Below are 14,981 nucleotides of genomic sequence, written 5' to 3'. Positions count from 1 at the left end.
GACGGCGTGGGGGAAAGGGACCCTCATGCAACCCGAACCGATCACCCAGGCAGAGTACGAGTCGCAGCTCAACCGGCTGCACGAGCGGCGCGAGGAGCTCGAGGAGTCCGAGAGCACCCTCACCTCGCACGACCACGGCGGCGGCCTGCCCGCCGACGACCAGAACCGGCTGGCCCGGGTGCGCGGTGAGCTGGCCGACGTGCTTCAGCGGATCGGCGACCTGCAGGACCGCTGGGCCGACACCGGCCACGCCAAGCCCGACCCGGACGGCGCGCTCGGCGAATAGCCGGCCGACGTGGCGCCAGGCGAGGACAGTCAGCCGACGTGGCGGTAGGCGGCGAACACCACCTCGTGACCGACCTGGAAGCCGAGCCGTTCGTAGAGCCGGATGGCCGTCGTGTTGTCGGCGTTGACGTGTAGGAACGGCAGATCGCCGTGCTCGAGGAGGCCGGCCGCCACGGCCATGGTGAGGCGCGCGGCGAAGCCCTGCCCGCGGAACTCGGGGTCGGTGCAGACGCCGCTCACCTCGGTCCAGCCGGGCAGCCGGAGCCGCTCGCCGGCCATGGCGACCAGCCGTCCCTCGTGCCGCAGGCCCAGGTAGTGGCCGAGTTCGATGGTCCGCTTGCCGAACGGGCCGAGCTTCGCCCGGGACATGAGATCCAGCATCTCGGGCACGTCGGTCTCGGTGAGGCGCACCGTGGACTCGTCGCGCACCCCGGTCATGGTGTGGCCGACCATCTGCACGCCCGGCGTCACGGCCACCGGCTCCCACCCGGCCGGCGGGTCGATCGCGGGCGCCGTCAGCAGGGCGTAATCGGTCAGCGTGGCCAGGTCGGCCCACGCGGCCGGGTCGGTGGGGTCGGCCACGGCACACCAGGGCCCGACGTCGGACAGATAACGGGCGGCGTCACCGGACGCCTCGGCGAAGCAGGCCTGCGGCCCTGAGAGCGCGGCCCATACGGGATTCTCCAGCACGCCCTCGACCCTGCCGCCTACTGGCCGGGATTGCCAGTGAATGAACCGAAATTCAGGCGGCAGGCGACATGACCCCGGGCCGCTGCGGCCGGGCGGTGATCTCCTGCGGCCACACCGGCTTGGAGAACAGGTAGCCCTGGCCGTACGGGCACCCCATCGCGACCAGCTCGGCCCGCTGCCCCTCGTCCTCGATGCCCTCGGCCACCACGGCCAGGTCGAAGTTGCGGGCCAGGGTGACGATCGCGTCGACCAGGGCGCGCTGCTGCTCGCTGCCGAGGATGTCGTCGATGAAGGACTTGTCGACCTTGAGCACGTCGACCGGCATCTGCCGCAGGTAGCTCAGCGACGAATACCCGGTGCCGAAGTCGTCGATCGCGATCCGGACCCCCAGCGCCCGCAGCTCGCCCAGGTCCTGCCAGACCTGGTCGGCGTCGCGCAGCAGCAGGCTCTCGGTGATCTCCAGCAGCAGCCACTCCGGCTGCGCGCCGCTGTCGGCCAGGGCGTCCCGGACCTGGTCGACGAAGCCCGGCGTCCGGAACTGACGGGCCGAGACGTTGACGCTGACGTACTTGAGGGAGGCGCTCTCGCGCAGGCGGGTGAACTCGGTCAGCGCCGCGCGCAGGACCCACCGGCCGATCTCCACGATCGCGCCGCTCTCCTCGGCCACCTCGATGAAGTGGTAGGGGCCGAGCAGGCCGCGGACCGGGTGCTGCCAGCGGACCAGGGCCTCCACGCCGACCGTCTCGGCCGTGGCGAGGTCGACGATCGGCTGGTACATGACGGCGAACTGCTCGCCGTCGATGGCCTCGTGCAGGGCGGTCCGGGTCTCCAGCCGCTGCACCATGGCGGTGTGCAACTCGCCGCGGTAGCGCTGCCAGGTGCCTTTGTCGTCGCCCTTGGCCTGATAGAGGGCCAGGTCGGCGTGGCGCAGCAGCTCGGTGGCCGACTCGGCGTCGCGGTTGGTGGCCACGCCGACGCTGGCCGCGCCGCTGACGATGTGGGTGCCGCCGATGCCGTCCGAGACCTCGACCGGGCGGGCCAGGGCTCGTACCAGAAGCTCGGCCAGCTCCTCGGCGCGCGTCGCGTCGTCACTCTGCTCGATCAGGATGGCGAACTCGTCGCCGCCCATCCGCGCCGCGGTGTCGGCCAGGCCGATGATCTCGGCGATCCGCTCACCGACGCTGACCAGCAGCTGGTCGCCGACGGCGTGCCCGAGGGTGTCGTTGACGTCCTTGAAGTCGTCAAGGTCGACGAAGAGCACGGCGATCGTGGCGTCGTCGCGGCCGGCCACCGCGAACGCCTGCTCGAGGCGGTTGCGGAACAGCACGCGGTTGGCCAGCCCGGTCAGGCCGTCGTGGAACGCCAGGTGGGACAGGTCCTCCTCCAGTCGCCGGCGGTCGGTCACGTCCCGAGCGGTCAGGACCAGACCGCGTACGGTCGGATCCTCGCGCAGGTCACGGCCGGTGCACTCGACCTGCAGCAGCCGCCCGTCGGCGCACACCACGACCAGGTCGGTCGCCTCGGCCTGGTCGCGCCCGCTCCGGATGGCCGTCAGCGCGTCCTGCAGGGCGGCGTGGTGGCTGAGCGCGATCAGCGACTCGATCGGCGCCCCGGCCAGGTCGGGGTGGCCCAGCACGGTGTCGGCCGACGGGCTGGCGTAGGTGATCCGGTCGTCGTTGCCGACGATGAGGATGACGTCGGACGCGTTCTGGATGAGTGTCCGGAAATAGGCCTCGCTGTCGCGCCGGCTGACCTCGCGGGACAGCCCGATGCGCTGCAGGACGACCTCGATCTGGCCGACGAACGCCTCCACCGAGGGCATCAGCTCGCGCAGCAGCGGGCCGGGGCCGGCGAGCAGCCCGGCGCCGACCCGGCCGTCACCGGGCAGCGGCAGGGTCGCGTACAGGAAGTGCTGGAACTCGCCGGCCGGCAGCTGGGCCGGCAGCTCGGCCGCGGTCAGCAGCCGCAGACCGGGCTCGTGGGGCACACCGGCGTCGCAGGAGAGGGTGAACCGGAACGCCGCGTCGGCCGGCATCATCGTGGTGATGCCGTCGCGCACGGCGGACGCCGCGTCCTCCACGGTCGTCGCGGCGAACAGGTCGGCCGCGGCCGTGTGCAGCGCCCGCTCCCGGGCCCGGGCCCGGCGCTGAGCCTCGGCCAGACCGTTGACCCGGGCCAGCACGAGCAGGAACATCAGGGCCGCGGCGGCGGCGATGATCGGGGCGTCGACGACCCCGCCGCGCATCTCCTCGACCTCGTGGCCGTTGAGCCACTCGATCCAGAGGATGGCCGGGGCGATCAGGGCGGCCGTGGCCATCCAGACGATGCGGCTGGTGCCGAGGTCGGCCCCGAGGTGCTGCGGAGCCTTCTCGGTCAGGTCGCGCATCGACGGCGTGAGCGCACTCCAGCCCATCACGGCATAGAACAGCACCCAGCCCAGGTCGACCGGCCCGCCGAGCGACCAGGCGCTGTTGAGCTGGCTCTGGCCGTAGAAGATGTCGCTGACCAGCAGGCCGGCGATGGCGATGACGATGATGGTGAGCGACCGGGGCCGTTTGCCGGGCATGGTCAGCATGCGCAGCGTCATGGCCAGTGCCAGCACGTCGCCCAGCGGGTAGCCGATCGAGACCAGCTTCTCCAGCAGGCTCAGGTCGTGCGAGCGGGTGAACGGCGCGATCCAGTACACCCAGGCCAGCAGGCCGAGGCCGACGGTGGGCACCAGGGCGTCGAGCAGCGCGGCGCGGTTGCTGGCGCCGCCGCGGCTGCGGATGAAGATCAGGAAGCCGCCGGTCAGCAGCGGATAGACCAGCAGGTAGAACAGATCGACCGGACCGGGGAAGCCCGGCTCGTGGCCACGCCAGAGGATCAGGTTGTAGAGCGAGTCGCCGGTGACGAAACAGGCCAGGGCGGCCGAGATCAGATACCAGGGCAGCTTGCGGGCCGGCTGGTTGAGCCGGACGCCGACCAGGATGGCCACGGCGCTGGAGAACCCGAGCAGGGCCCAGGTGAACAGGTGCGCGTCCGGGAAGGCGTAGTAGAACGCGGTGAGCACCACGATCCACGCGCCGAAAGCGGCGCGAGCTGCTCGCGTCGTCATCGGCCCTCCTCCGCCTCCGTCACCAGCCGTCCCGTGTTTTGATCGGGCGGCGATGCCCGGGTCTGAGCCAAATGTCGATCTACCGCCACGGGGGAGCGGAGACTGTCACCTTTTGGTCCGTATCGGCGGATTCCTCGACGGCCAGCGCGATGAGGTGATCGTGCGCACCGTCGGCCAGAGGATACGGTGGCGGGCCGTCGCCGCGTACCCACTCGGCCATCTTGCGCAGCAGTGTGGCGATTGCGATCTCCTCGTCGTTCCAGCGCCGGCCGGGGAACGGATTGCGGAACAGCACGCGGTCACCGAGCGAGATCGTGTCCGTGTCGAAGTCGTCGAGATCGAGGTCGTAACCCGTCTGCCGCCGGACCAGCGGGGTGCGCAGGATCGTGCGGGGCTCGGCCAGCCGGACGACCTCGTCGTCGCGCAGCTCGCCGTGCGACCCGCGCACCACGATCCGACGGAATCTCAGCTGGTTGTGCCACTGGTTGTCGGTGAAGTCGTAGAGCCCGGAGTGCCCGTCGCCGAAGTCGATGGTGGCGATCGTGGTGGTGGCCGGCTTGGGCTCGGGGTCGTCGGTCCAGCCGGCCCGGGTCAGCGGGTCGACCAGTGGCGCCGTGGTGCGCGAGGCCCGCACGGTCACCGGGCCCCGGCCGGCACCGAGGAAGCCGCGGATCATCGAGATCGCGTGGTACATGTGGGTCGACGAGACCTGCACCTGGCTCGGCTCGCCGATCACCCCGGCCCGCACGGCGGCCAGGCGGGCGGCATGCGCGGGGACCAGCAGGTATTGCTCAGCCACCTGCACGAGGCCACTGCTGCCGGTACGCCTCCACAGCTCGGCCAGCCCGTCCGCGTCCGGCGCCGGTGGGGTCTCGGCCAGCACCGGGATGCCGCGCTCGACCGCCTCGGCGATCACGTCCGGGTTGGCCGCCCAGGGCACGGCGGTGACCAGGAAATCGGGCCGCACGTCGTCCAGCGACGTGAACACCGGGACCGGCAACTCCCGGGGCGTCCGCACGACCGCACCCAGGCACTCGACGTCGGGCAGACCCGCTGCCAGCCGCCAGAACATCTCGGCCCGCCACCCGGACCCCACCACCGCGAACGACGTCATGCGGCACACAGTAGAACGCAGGTTAGTCAAGTATCGACCGGGGAACGGTCCAGCGGTGACAACGGATCAGTCGACGCGCTGGAAAGCGCTCACAGTCGCCCTGGTGGCGGGCTTCATGACCCTGCTCGATGTGAGCATCGTCAACGTGGCGCTGCCCTCCATCCGCGACCAGCTCCAGCTCAGCTCGGCCGAGCTGCAGTGGGTGCTCTCCGGCTACGCGCTCACCTTCGGGCTGCTGCTGGTGCCGGCCGGCCGCTTCGGCGACGCCCGTGGCCGGCGCAACGTCTTCATCGCCGGGCTGATCCTGTTCACGGTGGCCAGCGCGGCCGCCGGTCTGGCCCAGTCGGCGCTGTGGCTGGTGATCGCCCGGCTCGTGCAGGGAGCCGCCGCCGGCATCGTCAATCCGCAGGTGTCCGGCCTGATCCAGCAGATGTTCGAGCCCAAGGAGCGCGGAAAGCCCTTCGGCCTGCTCGGCGCGACGATCGGCGTCTCCACGGCGGTCGGGCCGTTGCTGGGCGGCGTGCTGATCGCGACGATCGGCCCGGCCGAGGGCTGGCGCTGGATCTTCTACCTCAACATCCCGATCGGCATCGCCGCGGTCTGGCTGGGCTACCGCTGGATCCCGGCGATGACCGCCGACCGGCGGCGCGAGAGCCTCGACCCGGTCGGCGTGGGGCTGCTGGGTCTCGGCGTCGTGCTGGTGCTGCTGCCGCTGGTCCAGGAGCGTGAGTGGACGGGCAACGGCAAGTGGCTGCTGGCGGTGGCCGGCGCGCTGATCCTGGCCGGTTTCGTGGCCTGGGAACGGTATTACGGGCGGAACCGGACGGCGCTGATCGAGCTGAGTCTGTTCCAGGTGCGGTCGTACGCGTTGGGCGCGCTCATCGGGCTGCTGTACTTCGCCGGGTTCACCACGATCTTCTTCATCTACACGCTGTATCTGCAGAGCGGGCTCGGCTACAGCGCCCTCGAGGCCGGCCTGGCGATCACCCCGTTCGCGGTGGGCTCGGCGGTCGCGGCGGCGGTGGGCGGCCGCTACGTCCAGCGGTTCGGCCGGCACATGGTGGGGGCCGGCCTGGTGGCGGTCATCGTGGGGCTGGCGCTCACCGACATCATGCTCAAGGTGGTGCCGGGCTCGGGCGGCGGCTGGGCGGCCGCTCTGCCGCTGCTGCTGGCCGGTGCGGGCAGCGGCCTGGTGATCAGCCCCAACCAGACGCTCACGCTGGCCGAGGTGCCGGTGGCCCGGGCCGGCAGCGCGGGGGCGGTGCTGCAGACCGGTCAGCGCATCGGCACGGCGATGGGGATCGCCGCGGTCGGGTCGTTCTTCTTCAGCCGGCTGGCCGCCGGGCAGGGCGACTGGGGCCCGGCCTTCCGCGGTGCGCTGTGGCTGACGGTCAGCTTCGTGGTGGTCGCCCTCGTGGCGGCCCTGGCCGACGTGCTGACCGCCAGTGGTCAGTCGAGCGACGCGGCCGCGGCCCGCAGCTCGTCGAGCGCGTCCAAGGTGTAGCCGGCCAGCTCGTCCCGGGTGTCCTGGCCCGACCACTCGGCGAAGCCGCGCTTGAAGGCCAGGACGCCCAGCTCGGCCGCGAGGGCGGCGGCCGGGCCGGGCACGCCGCGGGCGCGCAGGGCCTCGGTCATGGCCTCGGCCAGGCTGACGCTCTTGAGGGCGTCGCGCTCCTGCAGCTCGGTGCTGGCGGCGACCGCGGCCTTGATGCGCGGGGCGAGCTCGCGGTTGACCGGTCCCATCGCGCTCGAGGCCCGGACCAGGCCGGCGGCCACCGCCGCGAGCGGGCCGGCCTCGGCGGGCGCCTCGGCGATGCCCTCGGCCAGCAGTTGCCGCAGCGTCTCCTGCCCGGCGACCAGCAGCTCACGCTTGTCGGGGAAGTGCCGGAAGAAGGTGCTTTTCGTGACGCCGGCCCGCTCGGCGATCTGCGCGACCGTCGTGTTGTCGTAGCCCTGCTCGGCGAACAGGTCGACCGCGGCCACGACGAGCCGCTCGCGCGCCCCTGGTTCCCATCGAGCCATTCCCCCATCATAGGTGATGGGACTCTTGTCCCATCATCGTGGTAGCGTGACGGGACAAGAGTCCCATCACCCTCCGGGAGTTTCCATGCACGTCTTCATCACCGGCGGCACCGGCCTGATCGGTTCCGCCGTCCTCCCCGAACTGCTCGGCCACGGCCACACCGTCCTCGCGCTGGCCCGGTCCGACGCGTCCGCCCGGGCCGTCGAGGCGGCGGGGGCCGAGCCGTTGCGCGGCGGTCTGGCCGACCTGGACGTCCTGCGAGCCGGGGCCGGCCGGGCCGACGGCGTGATCCACCTGGCCTTCGGCAACGACTTCAGCACTGCCGAGGCGCTCGCCCGGTCGGTCGCCGAGGAGAGCGCGGCGATCGCCACCCTGGGCGAGGCGCTGACCGGCAGTGACCGCCCGTTCGTCACGGTGTCGGGAACGCCGTGGGTGCCGGGCCGGGCCTCCACCGAGGCCGACCCGCTGCCGACCGACGGCCCGGTCGGCGGCCGCGGCGTCGCCGTCATGGGCGCCCTCGGCCTGGCCGCGCGCGGGGTCCGCAGCTCGGCCGTCCGTCTGCCGCGCACGGTCCACAACCGGGGCGACGGCGGATTCGCCGGGCTGCTGACCGGCATCGCGCGGCGCACCGGGGTGTCCGGTTACCCGGGCGACGGCAGCCAGCGCTGGCCGGCCGTGCACGCGCTCGACGCGGCCGTGCTCTTCCGGCTGGCCCTGGAGCAGGCACCGGCCGGCAGCGCCTGGCACGCCGTGGACGACGAGGGCGACGCGGTGCGCGACATCGCCGCGGTCATCGGGCGCCGCCTGGGCCTGCCGGTCGAGCCGGTGCCGGAGGAGGCGTTCGGCCCGCTCGGTGCGATCTTCGCCACCGACCAGCCCTCGTCCAGCGCCCACACCCGCGACGCCCTCGGCTGGAAGCCCACCCACCCCCGTCTGCTGGAGGACCTGGAGAACATCGTCAAGGGTTGAGCAGCCGGCGGACGGCGGCGGTGACCCGCTCGGTCTCGCCGGTGGCCAGCACATCGAGCAGGGCACCGCGCAGGACGGCGAGCACGGCCGTGCGGTGAGCCAGGCCGCCGGGGGAGTCACGCTCCTCCGGCGGCTGAGCTTTCGCCAGGACGTCGAGCCAGTCGGCCACGGTCTCGGCGGCGAACCCGTCCCACGGCCCGCCGGCGGCCTCCGGCGAGCCGCCGGCTCCCTGTGACCGGGCGTAGGCCTCGACCCACAGCCGGAGCAGGGGCGCGTTGCCCGGGTCGGCCAGCCATTCCCAGACCGCCAGGCCGGCCGCGTCGGCCCCGGCGAAGAGGCGGCCGTCGACCGCGGTCAGCTCGTCGGCCCGGGCCCGGGCGAGAAGGGCCCGGATCAGCCCGTCCTTGCTGCCGAAGAGGAAGAGCAGCACCCGCGGACTGGAGCCGATCGCCGCCGCGATGGGCCGCAGTGACATCTCCGAGAGGCCGGTCCGGCGGACATAGGAGTACGCGTGGTGATTCGCGAACTGGGCCGGCCGGGGGATCTCGGCTGGGTGGTCATGGCGCACGGTGAGCTCTACGCGGCCGAGTGCGGGTGGGGCACGTCGTTCGAGGGTCTCGTGGCGCGGATCGTGGCCGACTATGCGGCCGGGCACGACCCGGCTCGCGAGGCCGCCTGGATCGCCGAGCTCGACGGCCGCCGGGCCGGCTGTGTCCTCTGTGTCGACGGCGGTGACGGGACAGCGGTCCTGCGAGTTCTGCTCGTGCACCCGGACGCACGGGGGCACGGCGTCGGCGGTGCCCTGGTCGACGCGTGCGTCGGCTTCGCCCGCGCGAGCGGCTACGCCCGGATGCGTCTCTGGACGACCGACCAGCAGAAATCCGCGCGCCGGATCTATGTCGCGCGCGGATTCGCGCTCGACCGCACCGAGTCGCACGACGGCTTCGGCGCGGGCGAGGTCAGTGGCGAGACCTGGACGCTGACGCTCTAAGGCCTGTCTTGTCGATCACGCGGGGCTGCGGCGTGGTCCAGGTGGCGCCTGACGACGTCCGCAGAACGGCCACATACAACCCCGGTATGCGACCGCTCTGCGGCCGCCGCCAGCCACCACCTGGACCTCGCCTCACTCCCACGTGATCGACAGGACAGGCCTTAGCCGGCCAGTGCGTCGATCAGGCGCTTGGCCGAGGACGCGAGGTTCCAGCGGTCGGCCAGGGCCAGCAGGGCGTCCGGGTCCTCGGGGGAGCGAGGTAGCGCCGGGTCGAAGGCGGGCAGCTCGACGTCGAGCGCGACCTTGCAGACCGGCAGGGCCCGGGCCAGGTAGTCGCGGGCGTCGTCGAGCTTGGTGCGCAGGCCCGGTGCGAAACCCGCGTCCGGGTCGTCCAGGGCGGCCAGGATCTGCTCGACACCGCCGTAGCGCATGACCAGCCGGGCCGCCGTCTTCTCGCCGACGCCGGCCACCCCGGGCAGGCCGTCGCTGGCGTCGCCGCGCATGGCCGCGAAATCGGCGTACCACTTGGCGGGCACCCCGTACTTGGCCTCGACCAGGGCGTTGTCGGCGTCCTCGAGCTTGGCCACGCCGCGGCCGCAGTAGAGCAGACGGGTGCCCCGCTCGTCGTCGACCAGCTGGAACAGGTCGCGATCGCCCGAGACCACCTCGACCGGCGCCGGCTGGGTGGCCGCCAGCGTGCCCAGCACGTCGTCGGCCTCGTAACCGTCGACGCCGAAGGCCGGGATGCCCACCGCTGTCAGCACCTCGAGCAGGACCGGGATCTGCTTCTCGAGGGCGGGCGGGACGACCTCGACGTCGCCGTGGGCGACCCGGTGCTTCTTGTACGACGGCACCAGCTCGACCCGCCAGGCCGGCCGCCAGCTGGCGTCGAGCGCGCAGACCAGCCGATCGGGGTGCCGGGTGCGGATCAGCTGCGCGAGCATGTCGAGGAAGCCGCGGATCGCGTTCACCGGTTCGCCGGCGCTGGTCTGACCGGCTTTCTCCGGGATGCCGTGGAAGGCACGGAAGTAGAGGCTGGGTGCGTCGACGGCCAACAGTGGTGCGGTCACCGTGCCACCATAGTGCCCGCTTGTCGCGCCGCTGCCCTAACGACCGTTAAGCTGACCCCTGTGACGGTAGATCGCATCCTCCCCACCGATGAGGCCCACGACCTGCTCGACCTGACCCGTGAGCTCTGCGACCGCGAGCTGGCCGGAAAGGCGCACGACTACGAGGACCGCGGCGTGTTCCCCCGTGAGGTGATCCGCACGCTGGGCCGCTCCGGACTGCTCGGCCTGCCTTATCCCGAGGAGGTGGGTGGCGCCGGCCAGCCCTACGAGGTCTATCTGCAGGTGCTCGAGACACTGGCCGGATCATGGCTGGCCATCGCCGAGGCGGTCAGCGTGCACACCCTGGCCTGCTATCCGGTCCATGCCCACGGCAGCGAGGGCCAGCGCAAGATGCTGCCCGACATGCTGGGCGGCGAGCTGCTCGGGGCCTATTGCCTGTCCGAGCCGCAGGGTGGCAGTGACGCGGCGGCGCTCACCACGAAGGCCACCCGCGACGGTGACACGTGGGTCGTCACGGGCACCAAAGCCTGGATCACGCATGGGCGCGACGCCGATTTCTACAACCTTTTCTGCCGTACGGGGGTGGCGGGCGCCCGCGGCATCTCGTGCCTGCTGGCCGAGGCGGGCACCCCCGGTCTCGAACCGCAGAAGGCGGAGCGGGTGATGGGGCTGCGCTCGTCGGCGCCGTCGCAGATCGTGCTCGACGGCTGCCGCCTGCCCGCCGACCGGCTGGTGGGCGAGGAGGGCGGCGGTTTCGGCATCGCCATGGAGGCGCTCGACGCCGGGCGGCTGGGCATCGCCGCCTGCGCCGTGGGGCTGGCCCAGGCCGCGACGGACTACGCGATCGCGTACGCCCGGGAGCGCGAGCAGTTCGGCCGGCCGATCGCCGACTTCCAGGGGGTGGGGTTCCTGCTGGCCGACATGTCCACGCAGGTCTCGGCGGCGCGGGCCCTGCTGCTGTCGGCGGCCCGGCTCAAGGACGCCGGCCGGCCGTTCTCGACCGAGGCGGCCAAGGCGAAACTCTTCGCCACCGACGCCGCGATGCGGGTCACCACCGACGCCGTGCAGGTGCTGGGCGGTTCGGGCTACGTCAGCGACCACCCGGTCGAGCGCTGGTTCCGCGAGGCCAAGGTGTTGCAGATCGTCGAGGGCACCAACCAGATCCAGCGCCTGGTGATCAGCCGCGCTCTGGTCAAGGGGTGACACGCGTCGCGCCAGGCGTGCGTGTCGAGTGATCATCCGGGATGCTGGCACGCATGGAAAAAATTGAGGGTGTGACCGTCGCCGTGGCCGGCTCCCAGATCGAGGCCGACCTGATCGTCGGTCTGCTGCGCAGCAACGGCCTGCGGGCGATCGCGCTGGCCGACGACGCCGGCGGTCTCGACCCGGCCCTGAGTGTCACCGACGGCGTGCAGGTGCAGGTCAACCCCGAGGACGAGGCGCCCGCACGCGCCCTGCTGGCTGAGGCCGAGAAAAACGCCGAGACCGACGCGGGCTGAGGCCTGTCCGGCCGATCACGGGGGAGCGCGGCGCCGCCTGGGTCACGCCGCGGCCCCGCGTGATCGGCCGGACAGTCCTGGGCTCGTCCGGCTGTCGATCTTGAGTCGCGCGTCCGCTGGGGACGGGCGTCCGATTCGGTAGGGTGACGCCCGTGGAAGAGATCGACCGGGCGATCGTGGGCGCCCTCACCGCGGACGGCCGCCTGTCCTACACCGACCTCGCCGAGCGGGTCGGGCTGAGCGTGTCGGCCGTGCACCAGCGCGTCCGCCGCCTCGAGCAGCGCGGCGTGATCTCCGGATACAGCGCCAAGGTCTCGTTCGAGGCGCTCGAGCTGCCGTTGACCGCGTTCGTGGCGATCCGGCCGTTCGACCCGTCCCAGCCCGACGACGCGCCCGAGCGGTTGGCGCACCTCCCCGAGATCGACTCCTGCTACTCGGTGGCCGGCGAGGACTTCTACATGCTCCTCGTCCGGGTGGGCAGTCCGGCCGACCTCGAGCGGCTGCTCCAGGAGATCCGCACCGCCGCCAACGTGACGACCCGCACGACCGTGGTTCTCTCCACCCCGTACGAGAACCGCCCGCCCCGCATCACCCCGGCCGCAGCCCCCGCCGCCGACGCGCACGCCTGAAGCTCGCCGCCCGCGCGTTCGCGCTCCCGCCGGTGGCTCGGTAGATGCGCAGCGGCCGCACCGCATGCGGCGCCGAGCGCCCGGAACCCGTCGGGCGGTTGAATGATCAGACGGCTGGGAGGAGCGTCGCGCGGGCGCACTCGGTGACGTAGGGGAGCGTGAACTCGGTGCGCCCCACCAGATCGGGGTGGGTGGCCATCAGGCGGCGGACCTCGCTGAGCAGCCCGGCCCGCTCGTCGGGCTGGAGCAGGATCACGTAGCTGCGGGAGGCGACCAGGTCGATCAGGCGCTCGGGCCCGATCAGCTCGGACCACTCGAACGTCGCCGTCTCGACCGGCCCGAACGGCCCGCCGACGGTGGTGTCGCGGTTCTGCTCCGGCGAGCCGATGATCTCGCCCAGCCGGCGTACCCAGCCGGCGCGCTCGTCGCGCACATTCCACATCAGACCGAGCCGCCCGCCGGGGGAGAGTACCCGGTCGATCTCGGGCACCGCGCGCGCCGGGTCGACCCAGTGCCACGCCTGCGCCACCAGCACCACGTCGGCCGATCCGTCCGGCAGCGGGATCTCCTCGGCGCTGCCCAGCACGGCCTTCACGTCGGGGACCGACACCCGCAGCTGGTCGAGCATGCCCGCCGACGGCTCGACCGCGGTGACGTCGAGCCCCCGGTCGCGGATCTGCCGGGTCAGCTTCCCGGTGCCCGCCCCGAGATCGACGACGTGGGGCCGCCCGGCCGGGAGCAGCCAGTCGAGGGCCTCGGCCGGATAGGACGGCCGCCCGCGCTCGTAGATCTCGGCGGCCGGACCGAACGACTGGGCGTGCGCAGCGCGATCTTCCACAATCACGATCTTATCTTTCCCTTCCGCCCAGCATTCAGACTAGCCTCCTAGGATGCCTTACGCGTGGTGTTTTGCGCTCGCGGGCAACGGGCACATCAGCGGCAAGCCAACACCACGGAGGTTTGAGCGCCATGAGCTTCACGGACAAGGTCAAGAACGAGACCGACGAGCTGGCCGGCAAGGCCAAGCAGGCCGTGGGACGCGCCACCGACAACGAGCGGCTGGTCGCCGAGGGTCAGGCGCAGGAGACGGCCGCTCACGCCAAAAAGGCCGGCGAGCACGTCAAGGACGCCGGCAAGGACGTCCGCGACGCCTTCAGCTGATCGACCACGAAAAAAGGCCCCCGTCTCCGGGGGCCTTTTTCTATGCCGCGGCTTCCTGCTTGCGCCACCAGTCCTGGCCCGACTCGGGCAGCGTGTCGATCGGGTCGTAGTAGGCGTACAGCTTGGACAGTGCCTCGTCGTCGTTCTGCTCGATCGAGGTGCGGTAGTTCTTGGTCCAGTACGAGATGCCGTGCTCACGGTCGTACTCGGACACCATGTGCACCCAGCGTTTGCCCACGAACGGCACGTCGCAGACGATCCGCGGGGTCGCGTAGCCGGGCAGGTAGCCCATCATGTCGTGCTGCAGCTGCTGGGCGTGCCACACCGGCACCCGCCAGTGCTCGGCGTTGGGGATCATGTCGCACATGTAGAAGTAGTACGGCAGGATGCCGGCCTCGCCCTGCAGCCCGAAGCACAGGTCGAGCAGGTCGGCCGTCGTCGCGTTGACCCCGCGCATCAGCACGCCCTGGTTGCGCACGTCGCGCACCCCGACCTCGAGCAGTGTCTGGGCCGCCTTGGCGACCAGCGGCGTCAGTGAGTTCACGTGGTTGACGTGGGTGTGCACGGCCAGGTTGACGCCGCGCCGCTGGGCGGTGATGGCCACCCGGTGCAGGCCCTCGACGACGTCGGGCTGCAGCCAGTGCTGGGGGAGACCCATCAGCGCCTTCGTGGCCAGCCGGATGTCGCGCACCGTGGGCACCGAGAGCAGCCCCATCAGGTAGGCCTCGAGCTGCTTCCACGGCACGTTCGCCACGTCACCGCCGCTGACCACCACATCCCGTACGCCGGGGTGGGCTTTCAGATAGGCGAGGTGGGCGTCGTAGCGGTCGACCGGCTTGAGCGACAGCTTCAGCTTGTCGACCGTGGGGGTGCTGTTGCCGACCAGGTCCATCCGGGTGCAGTGACCGCAGTATTGCGGGCAGGTCGACAGCAGCTCGGCCAGCACCTTGGTCGGGTAGCGGTGGGTGAGGCCCTCGGCCACCCACATGTCGTGCTCGTGCAGGGAGTCGCGGGTGGCGTGCGGGTGGGACGGCCAGTCGAGGTGACGGTCGGTGGCCACCGGCAGCATGTAGCGGCGGATGGGATCCGCGTAGAACGCCTCCGTGGTCGGCACCCGGTCGGGGACCATGGTGTTGACCATCTGGGGCGGGAGCAGCATCGACATGGTGGCCAGGCGTTGCTGGTCGGTCTCGAGGTCGGTGTAGAAGCTCTCGTCGAGCAGGTCGCCCATGACCGCGCGCAGCTGCTTCACGTTCTTGACGCAGTTGACCCGCTGCCATTGGGCGGACTGCCACTGCGCCTCGGTCACGTCGCGCCATCCGGGGAACCGGGTCCAGTCGGGCTCGACCAGGGTGCGGCGGTGATATTCGTACGGCTGTCCCGCGGGCTGGGTCAACGGTGCCTCCCTGATCGATCGTTCGGACAGCATCACGCTACTGGAGGATTTCCGGTC

Annotated in this window: 16 protein-coding genes; 8 read left to right on the top strand and 8 right to left on the bottom strand. The window is 71.7% G+C overall.

All coding sequences use genetic code 11. From position 1 onward, the window contains the following. The first annotated feature begins 25 nt into the window (after positions 1-25). Complete coding sequence (locus NAG42_RS40225; protein WP_250037728.1) at positions 26-286, top strand: hypothetical protein; 261 nt, start codon at positions 26-28, stop codon at positions 284-286. A 29-nt stretch (positions 287-315) separates the two neighbouring features. Here the strand turns inward: NAG42_RS40225 and NAG42_RS40220 are convergent, their stop codons facing one another. The 3 genes from NAG42_RS40220 to NAG42_RS40210 form a co-directional block, all read right to left on the bottom strand. Then, complete coding sequence (locus tag NAG42_RS40220) at positions 316-975, bottom strand: GNAT family N-acetyltransferase (protein WP_250037727.1); 660 nt, start codon at positions 973-975, stop codon at positions 316-318. A gap of 52 nt (positions 976-1,027) precedes the next feature. Next, positions 1,028-4,072 carry a putative bifunctional diguanylate cyclase/phosphodiesterase gene (locus NAG42_RS40215; protein ID WP_250037726.1) on the bottom strand — a complete coding sequence of 1,015 codons (3,045 nt, stop codon included), beginning with the start codon at positions 4,070-4,072 and terminating at the stop codon, positions 1,028-1,030. A gap of 79 nt (positions 4,073-4,151) precedes the next feature. Next, positions 4,152-5,186 carry a Gfo/Idh/MocA family protein gene (locus NAG42_RS40210; protein ID WP_250037725.1) on the bottom strand — a complete coding sequence of 345 codons (1,035 nt, stop codon included), beginning with the start codon at positions 5,184-5,186 and terminating at the stop codon, positions 4,152-4,154. Here NAG42_RS40210 and NAG42_RS40205 point away from each other — a divergent pair. After that, positions 5,185-6,690 (top strand): MFS transporter, encoded by a 1,506-nt coding sequence (locus NAG42_RS40205; RefSeq protein WP_438872516.1) that lies wholly within the window; start codon positions 5,185-5,187, stop codon positions 6,688-6,690. The two genes, NAG42_RS40210 and NAG42_RS40205, sit on opposite strands and share 2 nt — an antisense overlap. Here NAG42_RS40205 and NAG42_RS40200 read toward each other — a convergent pair. Then, positions 6,636-7,208, bottom strand: coding sequence for a TetR/AcrR family transcriptional regulator (locus NAG42_RS40200; protein ID WP_250037724.1), 573 nt, complete (start codon positions 7,206-7,208; stop codon positions 6,636-6,638). The two genes, NAG42_RS40205 and NAG42_RS40200, sit on opposite strands and share 55 nt — an antisense overlap. Positions 7,209-7,293: 85 nt before the next feature. Here NAG42_RS40200 and NAG42_RS40195 point away from each other — a divergent pair, with 85 nt between their 5' ends. Then, positions 7,294-8,178, top strand: coding sequence for an SDR family oxidoreductase (locus tag NAG42_RS40195; RefSeq protein ID WP_250037723.1), 885 nt, complete (start codon positions 7,294-7,296; stop codon positions 8,176-8,178). Here the strand turns inward: NAG42_RS40195 and NAG42_RS40190 are convergent. Beyond that, positions 8,168-8,653 carry a TetR/AcrR family transcriptional regulator gene (locus NAG42_RS40190; protein ID WP_250037721.1) on the bottom strand — a complete coding sequence of 162 codons (486 nt, stop codon included), beginning with the start codon at positions 8,651-8,653 and terminating at the stop codon, positions 8,168-8,170. The two genes, NAG42_RS40195 and NAG42_RS40190, sit on opposite strands and share 11 nt — an antisense overlap. 36 nt (positions 8,654-8,689) lie before the next feature. Between NAG42_RS40190 and NAG42_RS40185 the strand changes: the two genes are divergently transcribed. Next, entirely contained in the window at positions 8,690-9,169 is a 480-nt protein-coding gene (locus tag NAG42_RS40185; RefSeq protein ID WP_250037719.1) for a GNAT family N-acetyltransferase, read from the top strand. Positions 9,170-9,330: 161 nt separating this feature from the next. Here the strand turns inward: NAG42_RS40185 and NAG42_RS40180 are convergent, their stop codons facing one another. Continuing rightward, complete coding sequence (locus NAG42_RS40180) at positions 9,331-10,239, bottom strand: 5'-3' exonuclease (RefSeq protein WP_250037717.1); 909 nt, start codon at positions 10,237-10,239, stop codon at positions 9,331-9,333. A gap of 60 nt (positions 10,240-10,299) precedes the next feature. On the opposite strand from NAG42_RS40180, the gene NAG42_RS40175 reads away from it, so the two are divergent. The 3 genes from NAG42_RS40175 (at position 10,300) to NAG42_RS40165 (ending at position 12,367) form a co-directional block, all read left to right on the top strand. Further along, on the top strand, positions 10,300-11,442 hold the full coding sequence (locus tag NAG42_RS40175) for an acyl-CoA dehydrogenase family protein (protein WP_250037715.1): 1,143 nt from the start codon (positions 10,300-10,302) through the stop codon (positions 11,440-11,442). Positions 11,443-11,495: 53 nt separating this feature from the next. After that, a complete protein-coding gene (locus tag NAG42_RS40170; RefSeq protein ID WP_250037713.1) occupies positions 11,496-11,738 on the top strand; it encodes a putative signal transducing protein in 243 nt (80 codons plus the stop codon). Between the two features lie 152 nt (positions 11,739-11,890). After that, a complete protein-coding gene (locus NAG42_RS40165; RefSeq protein WP_250037712.1) occupies positions 11,891-12,367 on the top strand; it encodes an Lrp/AsnC family transcriptional regulator in 477 nt (158 codons plus the stop codon). 106 nt (positions 12,368-12,473) lie between these two features. On the opposite strand, the gene NAG42_RS40160 is transcribed toward NAG42_RS40165, so the two are convergent. Then, the gene (locus NAG42_RS40160; protein WP_250037710.1) at positions 12,474-13,205 is read right to left on the bottom strand and encodes a class I SAM-dependent methyltransferase; all 732 of its coding nucleotides are present in this window, start codon (positions 13,203-13,205) and stop codon (positions 12,474-12,476) included. Positions 13,206-13,336: 131 nt separating this feature from the next. Here NAG42_RS40160 and NAG42_RS40155 point away from each other — a divergent pair, with 131 nt between their 5' ends. Continuing rightward, on the top strand, positions 13,337-13,528 hold the full coding sequence (locus tag NAG42_RS40155) for a CsbD family protein (RefSeq protein WP_250037708.1): 192 nt from the start codon (positions 13,337-13,339) through the stop codon (positions 13,526-13,528). 40 nt (positions 13,529-13,568) lie between these two features. On the opposite strand, the gene NAG42_RS40150 is transcribed toward NAG42_RS40155, so the two are convergent. Further along, the gene (locus tag NAG42_RS40150) at positions 13,569-14,957 is read right to left on the bottom strand and encodes a KamA family radical SAM protein (RefSeq protein ID WP_250037707.1); all 1,389 of its coding nucleotides are present in this window, start codon (positions 14,955-14,957) and stop codon (positions 13,569-13,571) included. Between the last annotated feature and the right edge of the window lie 24 nt (positions 14,958-14,981).

Origin of the sequence: Paractinoplanes maris, assembly GCF_023544465.1 — a bacterium.
Lineage (GTDB): Bacteria > Actinomycetota > Actinomycetes > Mycobacteriales > Micromonosporaceae > Actinoplanes > Actinoplanes maris.
Note: the sequence above shows the minus strand (reverse complement) of the source record. Positions and strands in the feature narration are given on the sequence as shown.